Source organism: Acidocella sp. MX-AZ03 (assembly GCF_027626035.1).
GTDB lineage: Bacteria > Pseudomonadota > Alphaproteobacteria > Acetobacterales > Acetobacteraceae > Acidocella > Acidocella facilis.
In genome coordinates, this window is sequence record NZ_CP110774.1 from 3,540,214 (window position 1) to 3,555,347 (window position 15,134).

18 protein-coding genes and 1 pseudogene are annotated in these 15,134 nt (G+C 66.2%); 3 read left to right on the plus strand and 16 right to left on the minus strand.

From position 1 onward, the window contains the following. A complete protein-coding gene (locus GT370_RS19525; RefSeq protein ID WP_008495435.1) occupies window positions 1–1,182 on the plus strand; it encodes a glycosyltransferase in 1,182 nt (393 codons plus the stop codon). Window positions 1,183–1,266: 84 nt separating this feature from the next. On the opposite strand, the gene GT370_RS19530 is transcribed toward GT370_RS19525, so the two are convergent. The 14 genes from GT370_RS19530 to GT370_RS19595 all read right to left on the minus strand — a co-directional run bounded on the left by GT370_RS19530 (window position 1,267) and on the right by GT370_RS19595 (window position 12,821). Then, entirely contained in the window at window positions 1,267–2,655 is a 1,389-nt protein-coding gene (locus tag GT370_RS19530) for an amidase (RefSeq protein WP_008495436.1), read from the minus strand. A gap of 23 nt (window positions 2,656–2,678) precedes the next feature. Then, a complete protein-coding gene (locus GT370_RS19535) occupies window positions 2,679–3,146 on the minus strand; it encodes a phosphotransferase family protein (RefSeq protein WP_270183606.1) in 468 nt (155 codons plus the stop codon). Continuing rightward, entirely contained in the window at window positions 3,044–3,649 is a 606-nt protein-coding gene (locus GT370_RS19540) for a hypothetical protein (RefSeq protein ID WP_270183607.1), read from the minus strand. Before GT370_RS19540 ends, GT370_RS19535 begins: the two co-directional genes overlap by 103 nt. Next, entirely contained in the window at window positions 3,624–4,565 is a 942-nt protein-coding gene (locus GT370_RS19545) for a phosphotransferase family protein (RefSeq protein ID WP_008495438.1), read from the minus strand. The genes GT370_RS19540 and GT370_RS19545 overlap by 26 nt, the downstream gene beginning before the upstream one ends. Next, entirely contained in the window at window positions 4,562–5,245 is a 684-nt protein-coding gene (locus tag GT370_RS19550) for a M20/M25/M40 family metallo-hydrolase (RefSeq protein WP_270183608.1), read from the minus strand. Before GT370_RS19550 ends, GT370_RS19545 begins: the two co-directional genes overlap by 4 nt. Beyond that, on the minus strand, window positions 5,188–6,108 hold the full coding sequence (locus tag GT370_RS19555; RefSeq protein WP_270183609.1) for a hypothetical protein: 921 nt from the start codon (window positions 6,106–6,108) through the stop codon (window positions 5,188–5,190). The genes GT370_RS19550 and GT370_RS19555 overlap by 58 nt, the downstream gene beginning before the upstream one ends. Beyond that, on the minus strand, window positions 5,991–6,569 hold the full coding sequence (locus GT370_RS19560) for a DeoR/GlpR family DNA-binding transcription regulator (RefSeq protein ID WP_270183610.1): 579 nt from the start codon (window positions 6,567–6,569) through the stop codon (window positions 5,991–5,993). The genes GT370_RS19555 and GT370_RS19560 overlap by 118 nt, the downstream gene beginning before the upstream one ends. Before the next feature lie 45 nt (window positions 6,570–6,614). After that, window positions 6,615–8,168: an amidase gene (locus GT370_RS19565; protein ID WP_008495443.1), complete on the minus strand. Its 1,554-nt coding sequence runs from the start codon at window positions 8,166–8,168 to the stop codon at window positions 6,615–6,617. A 23-nt stretch (window positions 8,169–8,191) separates the two neighbouring features. After that, window positions 8,192–8,902 carry an ABC transporter ATP-binding protein gene (locus GT370_RS19570; RefSeq protein ID WP_008495444.1) on the minus strand — a complete coding sequence of 237 codons (711 nt, stop codon included), beginning with the start codon at window positions 8,900–8,902 and terminating at the stop codon, window positions 8,192–8,194. Further along, complete coding sequence (locus GT370_RS19575) at window positions 8,899–9,624, minus strand: ATP-binding cassette domain-containing protein (RefSeq protein WP_008495445.1); 726 nt, start codon at window positions 9,622–9,624, stop codon at window positions 8,899–8,901. Before GT370_RS19575 ends, GT370_RS19570 begins: the two co-directional genes overlap by 4 nt. Beyond that, window positions 9,621–10,649, minus strand: coding sequence for a branched-chain amino acid ABC transporter permease (locus GT370_RS19580; RefSeq protein ID WP_008495446.1), 1,029 nt, complete (start codon window positions 10,647–10,649; stop codon window positions 9,621–9,623). Before GT370_RS19580 ends, GT370_RS19575 begins: the two co-directional genes overlap by 4 nt. A 55-nt stretch (window positions 10,650–10,704) precedes the next feature. Then, complete coding sequence (locus tag GT370_RS19585; protein ID WP_270183611.1) at window positions 10,705–11,340, minus strand: branched-chain amino acid ABC transporter permease; 636 nt, start codon at window positions 11,338–11,340, stop codon at window positions 10,705–10,707. Then, window positions 11,337–11,510 carry an ABC transporter permease subunit gene (locus GT370_RS19590; RefSeq protein ID WP_270183612.1) on the minus strand — a complete coding sequence of 58 codons (174 nt, stop codon included), beginning with the start codon at window positions 11,508–11,510 and terminating at the stop codon, window positions 11,337–11,339. Before GT370_RS19590 ends, GT370_RS19585 begins: the two co-directional genes overlap by 4 nt. Before the next feature lie 69 nt (window positions 11,511–11,579). Next, a complete protein-coding gene (locus GT370_RS19595; protein ID WP_008495448.1) occupies window positions 11,580–12,821 on the minus strand; it encodes an ABC transporter substrate-binding protein in 1,242 nt (413 codons plus the stop codon). A 320-nt stretch (window positions 12,822–13,141) separates the two neighbouring features. Here GT370_RS19595 and GT370_RS19600 point away from each other — a divergent pair. Both GT370_RS19600 and GT370_RS19605 read left to right on the plus strand, forming a co-directional pair. Beyond that, window positions 13,142–14,040: pseudogene (locus GT370_RS19600) on the plus strand (tartrate dehydrogenase). Next, entirely contained in the window at window positions 14,037–14,183 is a 147-nt protein-coding gene (locus GT370_RS19605) for a hypothetical protein (protein ID WP_270183613.1), read from the plus strand. The pseudogene GT370_RS19600 and the gene GT370_RS19605 overlap by 4 nt, the downstream one beginning before the upstream one ends. Here the strand turns inward: GT370_RS19605 and GT370_RS19610 are convergent. Both GT370_RS19610 and GT370_RS19615 read right to left on the minus strand, forming a co-directional pair. Beyond that, entirely contained in the window at window positions 14,167–14,313 is a 147-nt protein-coding gene (locus tag GT370_RS19610) for a hypothetical protein (RefSeq protein WP_270183614.1), read from the minus strand. The genes GT370_RS19605 and GT370_RS19610 overlap by 17 nt on opposite strands. Beyond that, window positions 14,259–15,104, minus strand: a complete 846-nt coding sequence (locus GT370_RS19615; protein WP_270183615.1) for a PCC domain-containing protein — start codon at window positions 15,102–15,104, stop codon at window positions 14,259–14,261. Before GT370_RS19615 ends, GT370_RS19610 begins: the two co-directional genes overlap by 55 nt. Window positions 15,105–15,134: the final 30 nt, after the last annotated feature.

Genomic DNA, 15,134 nt, shown 5'->3' on the forward strand with positions numbered 1-15,134 from the left:
ATGTTCTATAATCTTCTCGACGGAACCTTGCCCAAAGAAATGCTCTGGGACAATCAGAGCCTGGACACACGTCTCGATGCGTTGCGCCGTGGCAAGCCCAGGATCGCCTGGCTGTATGAAAAACGCGATACCAGCACCTTTCGCTATCGCTGCTTCAACCCGCCCGCCACGCTGGAAAAAATGCGCCCGGATATCGGCGCGGCCTGGTTCGAGCGGCAGGATATTCCGGCCCTGATCAAGGAGCTGTCCGGGATCGACGTGCTTGTCATATGCCGGTTCCGCTACGATGCCGAGTTGGCGCGCTTGATCGTCGCGGCGAACGGCGCTGGTACGAGATTGCTGTTCGACTGCGACGATATGGTGTTCGACATCAACCAGGTCCATCTGGTGCTGGACACGCTGGACCAGCCGACCGATGCCGAAGTGCATTGGGATTTCTGGTTTGCCTATTTCGGCCGCATGGCGGCGACGGCACGTTTGTGTGAAGCCGCGATCACCACGAACGAGTTTCTGGCGGCGCGCATCTCGCAAGCGTTTCCTTATCTGCCGGTGCATATCGTTCCCAATTATTTTGCTCCAGATCAGGAAGAGGTCTCGCGCGCCTTGCTGGCCGCCAAGCGCAAGCGCGGGTTTCAGGGGACGGGTGATATCACCATCGGATATTTCAGCGGTACGCCGACGCATAATAAGGATTTTGCCATTGCCGTCCCCGCTCTGGCGCGTCTGATGGCTGAAAACAGCTCGGTGCGGCTGCGCATTGTCGGGTTTCCGCCGCCCTCGGAGGCGCTGCAGCCTTCCATGGATCGGGTCGAAATCCTACCGTTGCAGGACCCGTTGAACCTGCAGCGCGTCATCGCCGAAGTGGAAATCAACATTGCCCCGCTGCAGGATAATCTGTTCACCAACTGCAAAAGCGAGCTGAAATTCTTCGAAGCGGCGGCGGTCGGCACATGGACCATCGCCACCCCGACACTGCCCTTCCGCCACGCGATCCAGGATGGCGTGACCGGGCGCCTGGCGCGGGCCCATGAATGGGATTTCGCGCTTGCGGAAGCCATCGAGCTTGTCAGCAAGCCCGAAGCCTACGCGGAGATCGCGGAAAAGGCGGCCAGCGACGTGTATGATCGCTATGGCTCGGAGCGTCAGGTCGACAAAATTCTCGCCGCGGTCGGGTTGGGCTGACGCCCACGCAAGGCCCCGCGCCCGTAGCACGCCGGCCACCTCAACGCAGGCGCTGCCCATGCCGCCCGGACCGGCTCATGGCGCTCACAGCTCCGGGGGTGTCAGCTCATGCCAGGTGGTGGCACGCTGAAAGGCCTGGCCGATGCGCAGCACCAGCGCCTCCGCACAGGCCCGCCCGCAAATCTGGATCGAGAGCGGCAGCCCGTCGCCGTTCATCCCGCTCGGCAGGGCCAGCGCGCAGCCGCCGAAGAGATTGATCGGCCGGGTCAAGATGCTCGGCCCGCCGCTTTCATCGACATCGGCCAGCGGAATTGCCGGGTGCGGGGTGGTCGGCAGGATCAGCGCCTCCACCGGCTCGATCGCCGCCAGATACGCCTCGGTCAGCTCCTGCCGGCGCCAGACCAGCTGCAGATACTCCTTCACCGATATGCGGCCGGAGAGAATGCGCGCGCGCGTGGCCGGCCCCATCGGGCTGTCCGGATCCTCCGCCAGATCGCCATGCGCGCCATAGGCCTCCCCGGCCAGGATCTGCGACAAGGCGGCCAGCTCCGCCAGCGTCTGCGGCAGTTTCACGGTGACGATCTTCGCCCCCAGCCGGGCGAAGCCGAGCAGCGCATCCTCGTAGGCGGCCGCCATGTCGGCATCGACCGCGCAGCCGCAATCGCCCAGATCGATCCGGCCCAGCCGCAGATCGCGCACCCCCAGATGCAGGCTGGCGGCCGGATCATCCACCGGCAGGCCCAGCGTCGCCGGATCCTGCGGATCCGGGCCGCGCATGGCGAGATACATCAGCATCGCATCCTCGACGCTGCGCGCCATCGGGCCGGGCGTATCCAGCGAGGGCGAGAGCATTTCCACCCCCTGCGTGCTGATCCGCCCATAGCTCACCTTCAGCCCGGTGATGCCGTTGAAGGCGGCGGGGATTCTGACTGAGCCGCCAGTATCCGTGCCCACCGCCAGCGGCAGCATCCGCGCCGCCACCGCCACGCCGGAGCCGGAAGAGGAGCCGCCCGGCGTGTAATGACCCTGCGGCTTCCAGGGGTTTTTCGGGGTGCCGAGATGATGGTTGGTGCCCCAGGCGCCGAAGGCGAATTCCACACTGTGCAGCTTGCCGAGCGAGATGGCGCCCGCCGCCATCAGCTTCTGCGCCAGCGTGGCGGTATAGGGCGCGCGCCGGTGCAGATGGATCTTCGATCCCGCCGTCCAGATCTTGCCTTGCACCGCCACGAGGTCTTTCAACCCCACCGGCACGCCATGCAGCGGCCCGAGATCACATCCCGCCCGCAGCGCCTTGTGCGCGGCCTGCGCCGCCAGCAGCGCTTCGGTTTCATGCAGCTCGATGAAGGCCTGCAGATGCCCATCCAGCGCCTTGATCCGCGCCAGGCAGCTTTGCACCGCCTCCACGGGGGACAGGCTGCGCGCGCGATAGGCCGCCGCCAGTTCGGTGGCGGTCAGCAAATAAGGGTCTTTCATGCCATCCTCTTCAGCCTGTCAGCTTACATATGCCGCAGCCAGACCGGCCAGTCGGGATGGTAGATCTGGGTGCGGGCGCGGCGATATTTCCAGGTGCCGTATTTGTGAAAATCGAAATCGAGCGTCGAGACCGCTTCCTGCACCATCGCCCAGCTCGCCCATTTAATGTCGGCCAGCCCCTTCAGCACATTCACCCGCGCCTGCGCGGCGCGGTCCAGCCGGCCGAAATAGGCTTCGATCATCTCCTGCTCGATCTCCACCGGGAAGGCCATTTCCGTGAACCACAGCGCCAGCTCATAGGCGCGTTCATTGTTGGTGGCGTATTCGAAATCGACCAGCAGCAGCTCATCCGCCGCGTTGATCATGAAATTCCCGGCCAGCGTGTCGTTCATGCACGGCACCAGATCCATCCCGGCGGCCTGCAAGGCGTCCTGTGCGTCCGCCACGCAGCGGCGCATCTGCGCGATATCCTCGGGCAGCCGCGCGCCCACCTGGGCGATCTGCGCCAGATGCTCATCGATCGCCTCGAACACCGTCTTGGTGAGGGACAGGCGGGGGAATCATTGAAGGCGCGCAAGGCCCGCACCGCGTTATGGCGAACCGTTCCGCGCATGAAATCCAGGTTGGAGCTGGCCCGGTAGCCATGCGCGAAGGCGAAGATCTCCACCCCCTCCGCCGGCAGAAACTCGACCACCTCGACCCCGACGCCGCAGCCATGCGCGCGCCTGCTGGCTTCGTTGGAGGCCTCGCGGCTGACGAACATCTCCGTGCCGCGCCCTGGCACTTTCAGAAAAAAAGCCTGACCCGCCGCGTCGGCGACGCGCCAATTATGGTTGCTGATGCCGCCCGCCACCGGCCGGTAGCGCATCGTCTGGCCGCGCCAGGCGTCAACCTGGGCCAGCACCGCCTCGATGCGGTGCTCGTCCTCGGTGCTGGCCTCGCCTGTCTGTTTCCACATCACCAGCACCTCATACCGTCCGCAGCCAGAGCTCAAAATCCCGCATCGTCATCGTGGTGCGGGCCTGGAACAGCCGCCAGGTGCCGTATTTCCAGAACTCGATGCCGTCGCGTGGCGCGGTCACGGCGCGGGTGAACCCCCATAGCCCCCACATCAGATCATCCACCGCCCCGTAAAGCCGGCAGCGGGCGAACAGCGCCTCGTCACAGCGCCCGGCATAGGCTTCGATGGCGGCGCGACGCGGCGCGTCGAAATCGCAAACCTCGTTGAGCAGCGCGCCGACATCGTACCAGGGGTCGTTATCGCCGCCGATATCGAAATCCACCAGCATCATCTGGCTGCCGTTCAGCATGATGTTCGAGGCGGCGGCATGGTTATGGCAGAAGCGAAGATCCATGCCCGACGCGATCAGCGCCTGCTGGATCAGCGCGGCCTGGCGCAGCAGCGGCGCGGTTTCCGCCGGCAGGGGCACCTGCGCCGCCTCGGCCTGGGCCTGCAGCTGCGCGATCCGGGTGAACGGGCAAAAGCGCCGCCCCAGATTGTCGCCCTCATGCAGGCGTTTTTTGGCGGCGAGCACGGCGGCAAGCGTGGCGGGGGGCTGCAGATCGCCGGTGCGGGCATAGCGCCAGGGCAGGGCGAGATAGGCGAAGCCGAGCAGACCCGGCCGCGCCAGCACCAGCGCCGGCGCCACCCCGGCCCGCGCCGCCAGGCGGGCGGCGGCGCCATCCGTATCCAGCAGATCATCCTGCATGTCCGGGTGCGCCAGCTTCAGGAATAGCGGGTCCGCGCCGTCCGGCTGCGCCAGCACGCAGGCGGAGGCCACCGCCCGATGCAGCGGCGAGGCCACCGGGGCCGCCGCCGACCGCAGGCTGATCTCGCGTCCCGGGAACAAGGGCGCCAACCGCGTGCGCAGATCCGCCGTTTCCGCCATGCCCATCTCCGCCGCGCTCATGCGTGCAACGCCAATGCCGCTTCCGGCACCGCCTTCGCCTGGCACAGCCCGGTGGCCGCGCGCAGCGCCACCTCGAACCCGGCCGCGAGATCCGGGGCGGCGGTATCCTCCGCCTCGTTATGGGTGATGCCGCCGATGCTGGGCACGAACATCAACCCCACCGGGCAGATCGAGAGCAGGCTCAGCGCGTCATGCCCGGCCACCGTGCTCATCTCCAGCCATTCCAGCCGCGCCGCCTGGGCGCAGGCCCGCACCAGCGCGGCGGGGCCCTCCGGCAGGCGCTGCACCGGGCGTTGCGCCCGCGCCGCAACCTCGTAGCCCACCCCGGCCTGCGCGGCGGCGGCCCGCAGCGCCGCCTCCGCCGCCGCCACCGCCTGCTCCAGAATCTCATTGCTGCGGGCCCGCACTTCCACCGCCAGGCTGACCCGTGCCGGCACCACATTGGCGGAGTTCGGCTCCACCAGCAGCCGGGCGACGGCGGTGTGAACATCCCCCGGCCAGCGCTCCGCCACCGCGCGAATGCCGGCGATGGCATAGGCCGCGCCGAGCAGCGCATCGCGCCGCCGGGCCATCGGGGTCGGGCCGGTATGGGCCTGTTCGCCCAGAAACAGCGCCTCCAGCTTCAGCGCGCTCCAATTGCCGGTGACGATGCCGATGCGCGCCTTCGCCTCCTCCAGCACGCTGCCCTGCTCGATATGCAGCTCCAGATAGCAGGCCGGGGCAGGGGCGGCAGGTCGGTGCCGAGAGACCCGATCGCGTCCAGCGCCGCGCCCAGGCTCACCCCCTGATCGTCGCAGCGCGTCAGCGCGTAATCCGGAGTGAAGCTGCCGGCATAGGTGCCGCTGCCCAGCAGGCTCGGCCGGAACCGCGCGCCTTCCTCATTGGTCCAGTTCACCGCGATGAAATCGGCGTTGAAGCCCGCCCCTTGCCGGCGCGCCTGCAGCAGCGCCTCGCCGACGCACAAGGCGGTGGCGACGCCCAGCGTGCCATCGAACCGGCCGGCGCGCATCTGGGTGTCCAGATGCGAGCCCATCATCACCGCCGGTGCCGCGCCCTGCGCCAGGGGGAACAGCGCGAACTGGTTGCCGACCTCATCAATCGTCACCCGCGCCCCCGCCGCCTGCGCGACGCTGCGGAACAGCGCGCGCGCCTGGCCATCCTCGGCTGAGCCGCAAAGCCGCGTCACCCCGCCCGCCGCGGTCGCGCCGATGGCCGCAAACCGGTCCAGCAGCGCCAGCAGGGCCGAGGCGTCAGGGGTGGCGATGAGCTCGATGTCATGCTGTTTGAAAACTTCCATGAAAGCGGGCGGCGGCGGCCGGTCGGTGACGATGGTCAGCGCCTCGTGCAGCCCGAATGTGTGAAGATTGGCCTGGCGGCCGAATTTGCTGGAATCGACCAGGATCACGCCGCGCCGCGCCTGGCTTTTCAGTGCCCGGCGCAGCACGGATTCATGCTCCTCGTAATCCATCCAGCCATGGTTGATGTCGACGGTGCTGATCCCCATGAAGGCGATGTCGAAATAAAACCGTCTGGCGTAATCCACGGTCTCGTACCCGACCAGCGCATTGTCCTTGGGCCGCAAGGTGCCGGGGTGAGATTGACCCGCCCCGGCCCGTCGCCCAGCAGCAGCGCCACATTGATCGAGTTGGTGGTGACATTGATGCTGCGCCCGGCCAGCACCCGCGCCAGGGCCAAGGTGCTGGTGCCGCTATCGATGAAGATCGACATGCCATCGCGCACCAGCTTCTGCGCCAGATGCCCCACCCGGGCCTTTTCCCGGGCGTTGAGCTTGCCGCGTTCCAGCAGCGGCCGGTCCTGGTCCAGCCGGGGCAGGACCGCGCCGCCATAGATGCGCCGCAGCAGCCCCTGCTCCTCCAGCAGCTTCATGTCCCGCCGGATGGTCTCCTCGGACACGCTCAGCACCGTGGCGATGCCGGCAACCTCCACCCGCCCCGCCTGATGCAGCGCGGCCATGATTTCCTGGTGGCGATGATGGGTCAGCATCCTGGTCCTCCCGTTTCGCCTTTGTACCGGCGTTCTGGGCTGGCTTTACACGGAAAGCACCGGCGCGCGGCGATGTTTCGTCGCCTGCTCGTAATCATGCGCCAGGGCCAGCAGCTCGGCCTCGCTCCAGGGCTGGCCGACAAACACCAGATTGAACGGCGCCCCGGAGGCGTAATAGCCGGCGGGGAGGGTCACCACCGGCATCCCGGCAATGTTGATCTCGCACACGGTGGTCTCGTTGATCACCCCGTCGCTGTGCAGCTTCGGCAGCTCGTCACGCATCTGCGGGAAGACCAGCGCGTCCAGCTTATGCCGCGCGAACACCTCGGCGACGACTTCGAGATAGGCCTCCTTGGCGCTGAGGAAATCATGCAGCGGCGGCGGCAGGGTCGGGTTTTCCAGCGAGAAGGCGGTCTCCGCGAGATAGCTCATATAGGCCATCACCCCGCCTTCGGCATACGGGTCTTCCGCCTTGGTCAGCGCCGCCAGGCTGTTGTAATCCCGGATCGCGGCGCTGGGGCCGAGCCGGCGCAGATACAGCTCCATGTCATACGGGCAGCATTCCATGCCGCGCGCATCGAACTGGTATGTCTCGGAAATCGGCTTGCTGATCGCGGCGAAGCCGGTGCCGGCGAACGGGTCGTCCAGCAGCTCCGCGCCGCGCGCCGCCAGCTCCTGCTGGGCGCGGGCGTAAAGGCTGGTGCATTCCGGCGAAAGCGGGCTGGCGCGCCAGCCCGGGCCATACAGCCCGATCCGCTTGCCCCGCAGCGCGGTCTCGCTCAGCTTCGCGGCATAGCCGCCCTTCGGCAGCTTGCCGATGGCGGCGACGGTTTTCGGATCTTCAGAGCAATAGCCAGCAATGACATCCAGCGTCAGCGCCGCGTCGCGCACCGTGCGGCCGATCGGGCCGACGACATCGCGGGTGGAGCCGGCCAGCGGCACCACGCCGCTATTGGGCACCAGCGCGAAGGTTGGCTTGATGCCGACCAGCCCCTGCGCCGAGGCGGGGTTCTGGATCGAGCCGCCGGTTTCCTCGGCCAGGCCGAGCACGGCCAGGCTGGCGGCTACCGCCGTCGCGGTGCCGGCGGTGCTGCCGCCGGGCATGTAGTCGGGTGCCGCGGCATTCAGCGTCGGCCCGGCCCAGCTATTGCTGGCATGGGTGCCGGTGGCGGAGAGGATGGGCACGTTGGTCTTGCCGAGAATGACGCAGCCGGCTTCCTTCATCCGCGCCACCACCGGTGAATCGGTCTCCGGGATCAGATCCACCCCGCCCGCCCGGGCGGAGAGGAAATGCCAGCCCGCCGTGGTCGGCAGGCCCTGCATATCCATCGTATCCTTCACCACCACCGGCACCCCGGCCAGCGGGCCCAGCGCCTCGCCGGCGGCGCGCCGCCGGTCGATCGCGCGGGCCTCCTCCAGCGCCTCGGGGTTCATGGTGATGATGGCGTTATAGCGCGGATTATAGGCTTCGATGCGCCGCAGAAACGCATGGGTCAGCGCTTCGGCGGTGACGCCGCGCGCAAAGGCGGCGGCGGCGTCTTCCAGCGTCATCTCGATCAGCGTCTCGTCGCTGAGGGTCGTGTCCATGGTGGCTGACATGCCTCTGTTCCTTTCTGTTTTTTTCAGGCCATGCCGGAGAATTCGGCGATGACATTGGCATCGCCGATGGATTCCGGGGGAATTTCGCCGGTGATCATGCCCTTCTGCAAAATCAGGATGCGCTCCGCGCAGGCCTGGATGAAGCTCAGCTTCTGCTCGACCAGCAGCATCGCGAAGGGGCGGCGCCGGCGCAGCGTATGCAAAGTCTCCGCCATTTCCTCGATGATCGAGGGCTGGATGCCTTCCGTCGGCTCATCCAGCAGGATCAGGCTTGGGCTGGCGCACAGGCAGCGGGCCAGCGCCAGCAATTGCTGCTCGCCGCCGGAGAGCGCGCCACCCGGGCGGTCCAGCAAGCGGCGCAGCCGCGGGAAATCCTCAAGGATCTCCTCGATCACCCGCGCCTCCTCGCCCTTGGCGAGAAGGCAGCCCATGCGCAGATTATCCATCACCGAGAGGGCCGGGAAAATCTCGCGCCCCTGCGGCACATAGCCGAGCCCGGCCTTGGCGCGCGCGGTGGTGGAGAGGTTGGTGATGTCCTTGCCCTGAAAGCTCACCTTGCCGCCGGTGGCGGGCAGATAACCCATCAAGCTGCGCAGCAGCGTGGATTTGCCCATGCCGTTATGGCCGAGAATGCCGACGAAGCTGTTCTCCTCCACCGCCAGCCCGATGCCGCCCAGGATCGGCACCCGGCCATAGCCGGCGCGCAGACCCGAAACCTCAAGAACCGCGCTCATGCCGCCGCCTTTCCGATATAGACATCGCGCACACGCTGGTCCGCCAGCACCGCGTCGACATGATCCTCCATCAGCACCTTGCCCTGATTGAACACGGTCACCGTCTGCGCGATCATGCGGATGAACTGCATGTCGTGCTCGACTACCACCAGCGCCTGGGTGCGGTTGATCTCCTTGATCAGCTCGGCGGTGCGCTCGACCTCCTCATGCGTCATCCCCGCCGCCGGCTCGTCGAGCAGGATCAGGTCCGGCTCCTGCGCCAGCACGGTGGCGATTTCGACCCATTGCCGCTGGCCATGGGCGAGCTGCCCGACCTGGCGGCGGGCGACAGGCTCCAGCCGCAACCGGGCGAGGGTTTTTTCCACCATCGCCTTGGCCATTGCGGCACTGCGCCCGCGCTGGGCCGCGACAAGGACATTCTCATACGCGGTGAGGCCGTTGAAGACGTTGGGGATCTGCGTCTTGATGCCAACACCCAGCCGGGCGATCTGGTTGGGCAGCAGCCCGGTCACATCCTGGCCGCGCAGCTTGATCCTGCCTTCGGTCGGGTTCAGCTGGCCGGTGAGGGTTTTGAAAAAGGTGCTCTTGCCGGCACCGTTCGGGCCGATCAGGCAGCGCAGCTCGACCTCGCCTAGCACCAGGCTGACATCATCGACGGCGGTGACGCCGCCAAAGCGCATCGTCACGTTGCGGGCCTCGAGCAGCGGCACGATCTCGCTCATGGGCTGGTCTCCTGGATCCGCGCCGCCTTGGCGCCGCGCCGGATGAAAAGCTGCATGGCCTTGTCGCGGATCACCGGCACCACCCCTTGCGGCACCAGCAGCACGAAGGCGACGAGGACGACGCCCAGCCCGAGATTGGGATCGACCTTATGCTGCGTGCCGGCCAGGTTCATCACATATTGCAGCCCGACCCCGCCCAGGATCGGCCCGATCAGCGTGCCCAGCCCGCCGACCAGCACGAAGATGATCACCTCCGCCGACATCGCCAGCCCGAAGATGGTCGGGCTGATGAAGCCGCCCCAATTATCATAGATGCAGCCCGCCAGCCCGGCGATCGCGGCGGAGATGGTGAAGCTCAGCAGCTTGTAGAGCCGCGCATCATAGCCCAGCAGCATCGCGCGGGTTTCGTTTTCGCGAATGGCGATCACCACCCGCCCGAAGCGGCTGGCCAGGGCCAGGCGCAAAAGCGCATAGACGATGATCAGCAGCGCCATCGAGACATACCAGATGCCGGTCGGGCTCAGCACGTTGGAGACATCGCCCGGCATGTTCAGCGTCGGCACCGAGGGGATGCCGTTGAACCCGCCCAGCTCCGCCTGGCCGATATGATATTGCGCGCCGGAGGTGGAGTTGATCAGCTGGAACAGGATCACGCTGACGGTGAGGGTGATGACGCCGATATAGGCATCCGAAATCCGCCCGTAGAACATGAAATAGCCAAGCAGCAGCGCGAAGATTGCCGGCACCGCGACCCCCGCCAGCATCCCCCAGCTGGTGTCGCCGAGATTGATCGCGGTGATCGCGTAGGCATAGGCGCCCAGCCCCAGAAAGCTGGCCTGGCCAAAGCACATGATGCCGCCAAAGCCCCAGAGAAAGCCCTGGCTCAGCGCATACATCGCCATGGCGACGAACACGGTCATCTGCACGATGCCGAACAGGCTCACGATCTGCGGCACCGCGAACAGCACGACGAGACCGGCGATGAGAACGGCGATGAAGCCCGCCCAGGCTGAATTGAATTTCATAGGCTGTTCCGGAAGAAGCGGCCGGTGATGCCCTGCGGCAGGATGCGGATCATGATCACCGCGAAGACCAGCAGGGAGACCGTGCCAGGACGGGGTTGGCGACGAAGGAGACGATCTGGTTGATCGCGCCGAAAATCACCGAGGCGATGCCGGTGCCGGCGATGATCGCCGGGCCGCCGCCCAGCACGGTGATGAAGGCGTTGGCGATGTAGGCCGCGCCCATGTTCGGGGAAATCCCCGAGATCGGCGCCAGCACGCCGCCGGCCAGCCCCGCCAGTGCGGCGCCCAGCGTGAAGGTGGCCATGTAGACGATGGAGGGGCTGATGCCGAGGGCCGCCGCCATGCGCGGATTCTGCATCGCGGCACGCAGGATCAGCCCGAATTTGGTCAGCCGCAGCAGCGCATACAGCCCGACCAGGCAGGCGATGGCGACCAGGATGATGACAAAGCTGTAGAGGCTGGCGCCGTAGCGGCCGATATTGAACCCGCCCAGCGGCGCGGTGACGCCACGCACCACATTGCCATAGATGGTCGAGCTGATGCCGATCAGCCCGAGGCTGACGCCCCAGGTGGCGAGCATCATGTCCATCATGCGGCCATAGAGAAAGCGGATGAGGGCGCGTTCCAGCACCAGCCCGACCAGCCCCACCACGATCGGCGGCAGCACCAGCATGGCGATCCAGATATTCACCCCGGCCCCACCGCGCTCACCGTGGTATAGGCGCCGAGCATCATGAATTCGCCATGGGCGAGATTGATGATCCGCATCATCCCGTAGATCACGCCAAGCCCCAGCGTGATCAGCACGAATGTCGCGATGCCGCTCAGAACGTTAAAGGCCAGAAGCCCGGTCAGGTCCATCGCCCGCCCTCCTTCGCTTGCGTTGCACCCGGGACCGCGCGGTCCCGGGGTAGGCTGTGAGTGTCGCGCTTACAGGCTCGGCGTGAACTGCTTGGCCATGCGCGGGTTCTTGATCAGATCGCATTGGGTCCCGGTATCGGTCGGCGTCTGGTTCGGGAAGGTCGCCATGATGTCCCATTTGCGGTCGACCGGCTTGGCCAGGTAGGCGGTGCGGATGGTGGCGTGCAGCTGCGGGTCCAGCGTCACATGCCCGGCCGGGCTGTCGATCGAGATGCCGCTTTCCAGCGCCTTGATGACCTTGGCGTGGTCCACCGAGCCGGCCTTCTTCACCCCTTCCGCCCAGAGCATGATGCCGTCATAGGTCGCACTGTCCAGCTCGGAGAGATCCTTGCTGCTGCCGGGGAATTTCGCGTCCATCCCCTTCAGGAAGGCGGCGTTCTGCGGGTTGTCGAGATCGTTGTAATAGCCAAAGCTGGTGACGATGCCGTTGGTGGTGGAGGTATCCATGCTCACCAGCTCGTCGCCGAGGCCAAACACCGAGGAGCCGAGCGGGATCTTGCTCTTCATCCCGGCGGCATCCCACTGCCGGTAGAAGCCGGAATGGTTGGCGCCGACCAAGGCGGAGAAGACGAAATCCGGGTTTGCCTGCTCGATACGGCTGATCGCGGAGGCGAAATTGGTGACATCGAGCGGGAAGAAATCGGTGGCGACGGCGCTGGCGCCGCCATCCTTCAGATATTTCTGCACCCACTGCGCGGTGATGTGGCCGTAATTATAATCGGCGGCGATGATGTAGCATTTCTTGCCCCAGTTCTTCAGGGCGTAATCCACCACATGGCTCACCGTCTGCGAGGGGGTGGTGCCGGTGCAGAAGACATTATGGTCGCAGACGCCGCCTTCATACTGGGTGTTGTAGAAATACAGCGTCTTGAAACGGTCGAGCGTCGGGCGGATGGCCTCGCGCGAGGCGGAGGTGATGCCGCCCTGCACCACGTCCACCTTGTCCTGCAGCACCAGCTGCTGGGCATATTGCGAGTAGAGCTGCATGGAGGATTGGGTATCGTAGCTGATCAGCTGGATCGGCCGGCCCAGCAGGCCGCCGGCCTTGTTCAGCACATCCACGGCATATTGCGTGGTCTGCGTCATGCGGCTGCCTTCGAGGCCGATGGTGCCGGTGGAATCCAGCAGGCTGCCGAGCTTGATCGGCGTTTCCGCCAGCGCGTTGCGGGCATAGAACGGCATCGCCAGCACGCCGGCGGCGCCGGCCCCCAGCTTCAAGGCATTGCGTCGGCTAACGGTCTTCGTCTTCATGAAAGGCTCTCCTTGATCCGCATGAGCCGGAATGCCCGACCCGCCTGATGGGAGAGCTGTTGCAAAGCCAATGCCAAAGAATCCACAAACCGGGCAAATCAGTCATTTCAAGCGCTTTGCCGGCGCGCTGTTTCAGGGCTGCCGCCCCTGTGGGCGGGTATGGTCGAAAACCCACATCATTTGCCTAATTCGAGATCAGGCTGGTTTTTGTCTGCATAGCGTTTCGGCTGCCAAATGCCGGGGGCGCGCAAGCTGCTGGCATTTGGTCAACCACATCATCCGGCTCTAAGCTCGCGCCCGGAAGGTGAGGAGACAAAGAGATGGCATCCTATCGTATCGCATTGATCCCTGGAGACGGGATTGGCGGCCCGGTGATCGCGGCGGCCTGGGCGGTGCTGCAGGCGGCGGCGAAGGCGGAGGGCTTCACCCTGGCGGCGGAGAGCTTCCCCTGGTCCTGCGCCTATTATCTTGAAACCGGCCGGATGATGCCGGAAGATGGAATCGAGAGTCTGCGCGGCTTCGATGCGATCCTGCTGGGCGCCGTTGGCTGGCCGCAAACCGTGCCGGATTCGGTCTCCCTGCACGGGCTGCTGCTGCCGATCCGCAAGGCCTTCGTGCAATATGCCAATATCCGCCCGCATAGGCTGCTGCCGGGGTGCAAGGGCCGCTGCGCGCCGAGGGGTTTGACATCCTCTGCATCCGTGAGAACACCGAGGGTGAATATGCCGGCGCCGGCGGGCGGGTGCATCAGGGCAGCGCCAATGAGGTGGCGGTGGAAACCTCGATCTTCACCCGCGCCGGGGTGGAACGCATCCTGCGCTTCGGCTTCGAGCAGGCGCGCGCCCGGCGCGGCAAGCTCGCCTCTGTCACCAAATCCAACGCGCAGAAATACAGCATGGTGTTCTGGGACGAGATCACCGATCTGCTGGCGGCGGACTATCCGGATGTCGAGGTGACGCGTTATCATATCGACGCGATGGCGGCGCGGATGGTGATGGCGCCGGAGAGCCTGGATGTGGTCGTCGCCTCCAACCTGTTCGGCGATATCCTCACCGATCTGGGGGCGGCGATTCAGGGCGGGCTGGGCTTCGCCGCCTCCGCCAATATCGACCCGACGCGCACCTCGCCCTCGATGTTCGAGCCGGTCCACGGCTCGGCGCCGGATATCGCGGCACTGGGCATCGCCAACCCGATCGCCTCGATCTGGTCCGGGCGATGATGTTGGAGCATCTGGGCGAGCCGGCGGCGGCGAAGCGGGTGATGCGGGCGGTGGAGGCGGTGACGGCGCGCGGCATCGGCACCCGGCCGGGGCAGGATAAGACCGATGCGATCACCGCCGCCATTCTCAGCGCGGTGGGGTGAGGCTTCGCGCCATTTCCGCCGGCGGGTCGCCGGCGTGATCCGCGATGAACAGCTCGGCGCAGATCAGCACCGGATTCAGCCCCTTCGCCGGCCGGCCCCGGTGCAGCCGCCCCGCCACATCGACCAGCACGATCTCGATCTCCGCGACACCCGCCCCCTCCGGCCCCGGACGGATCTCGCCTTCCAGCACCAAAAGCTCGGTCGGCTGCGCGGGATCTCCCGGCCATCCGCGAACTTAACCCCGATCAGGCTGCCAATCCCGCTCAAAATCCGCCCCTGCCGGAGCCCGTGGCGCTGGCAGATCGTCTCGATGGCGCTGATGAAATCCTCATTCGGGCCGATTTGCGCGACGATCAGCCCGCCCGCCGCGCCATGGCCTGGCGCCGCTTCCGGCCGGAACAAGGTGAAATTGGTCTCAGGGTCGAAGCGCGCCTGCAGGCTCACCTCGTCGGTGCCGGTAAGGCGGGCCTGCAGCGGTGCGGCCAGGCGGGCCTCGTTTGGCAGAATATGCCCGGCCATCTCCCGCCCCGCCGCATCGCGCCAGAGCGCGTGGCAATGCAGAAAGGCCGCGCCATCCTTGCAGCCGAAACTCGCCGTCGCCGCCTCCAGCCGCACTGGGCCTTCAGGAGCGTGCGTGGCGCTGTAATAGGCGACGTGCCGGTCAGTCTCGGCATAGGCCGGCAGCACAAAGCGCATCGGCTCCAGCACCGCGCCCTGCAGCGTGACCGCACCGGCGGTGATGCCATGGCGCGCCGCCTGCGCGCCGACAGCCTCGGCCAGGGTCAGGCCCGGTTGCAGGCTGATATCGAAAACCCGTTGCGCGCATCGAAAACTTTCAATCCGCGTCGGGCGCGCTGTCCCAGGCTGGCGCAGGCATTTGCTCAGCCCCTCGGGCAGCAGGCCCTGCATGGATGCGCTCACTGATGATCCTTCCCGAACTCGTGCTTAACG

What these genes read in the sequence shown, in the direction of transcription:
- GT370_RS19525 (WP_008495435.1), top strand. Translation starts at nt 1, where the DNA reads ATGTTCTATAATCTTCTCGACGGAACCTTGCCCAAAGAAATGCTCTGG.
- GT370_RS19530 (WP_008495436.1), bottom strand. Translation starts at nt 2,655, where the DNA reads ATGAAAGACCCTTATTTGCTGACCGCCACCGAACTGGCGGCGGCCTAT.
- GT370_RS19545 (WP_008495438.1), bottom strand. Translation starts at nt 4,565, where the DNA reads ATGAGCGCGGCGGAGATGGGCATGGCGGAAACGGCGGATCTGCGCACG.
- GT370_RS19560 (WP_270183610.1), bottom strand. Translation starts at nt 6,569, where the DNA reads ATGCTGACCCATCATCGCCACCAGGAAATCATGGCCGCGCTGCATCAG.
- GT370_RS19565 (WP_008495443.1), bottom strand. Translation starts at nt 8,168, where the DNA reads ATGTCAGCCACCATGGACACGACCCTCAGCGACGAGACGCTGATCGAG.
- GT370_RS19570 (WP_008495444.1), bottom strand. Translation starts at nt 8,902, where the DNA reads ATGAGCGCGGTTCTTGAGGTTTCGGGTCTGCGCGCCGGCTATGGCCGG.
- GT370_RS19575 (WP_008495445.1), bottom strand. Translation starts at nt 9,624, where the DNA reads ATGAGCGAGATCGTGCCGCTGCTCGAGGCCCGCAACGTGACGATGCGC.
- GT370_RS19580 (WP_008495446.1), bottom strand. Translation starts at nt 10,649, where the DNA reads ATGAAATTCAATTCAGCCTGGGCGGGCTTCATCGCCGTTCTCATCGCC.
- GT370_RS19590 (WP_270183612.1), bottom strand. Translation starts at nt 11,510, where the DNA reads ATGGACCTGACCGGGCTTCTGGCCTTTAACGTTCTGAGCGGCATCGCG.
- GT370_RS19595 (WP_008495448.1), bottom strand. Translation starts at nt 12,821, where the DNA reads ATGAAGACGAAGACCGTTAGCCGACGCAATGCCTTGAAGCTGGGGGCC.
- GT370_RS19605 (WP_270183613.1), top strand. Translation starts at nt 14,037, where the DNA reads ATGATGTTGGAGCATCTGGGCGAGCCGGCGGCGGCGAAGCGGGTGATG.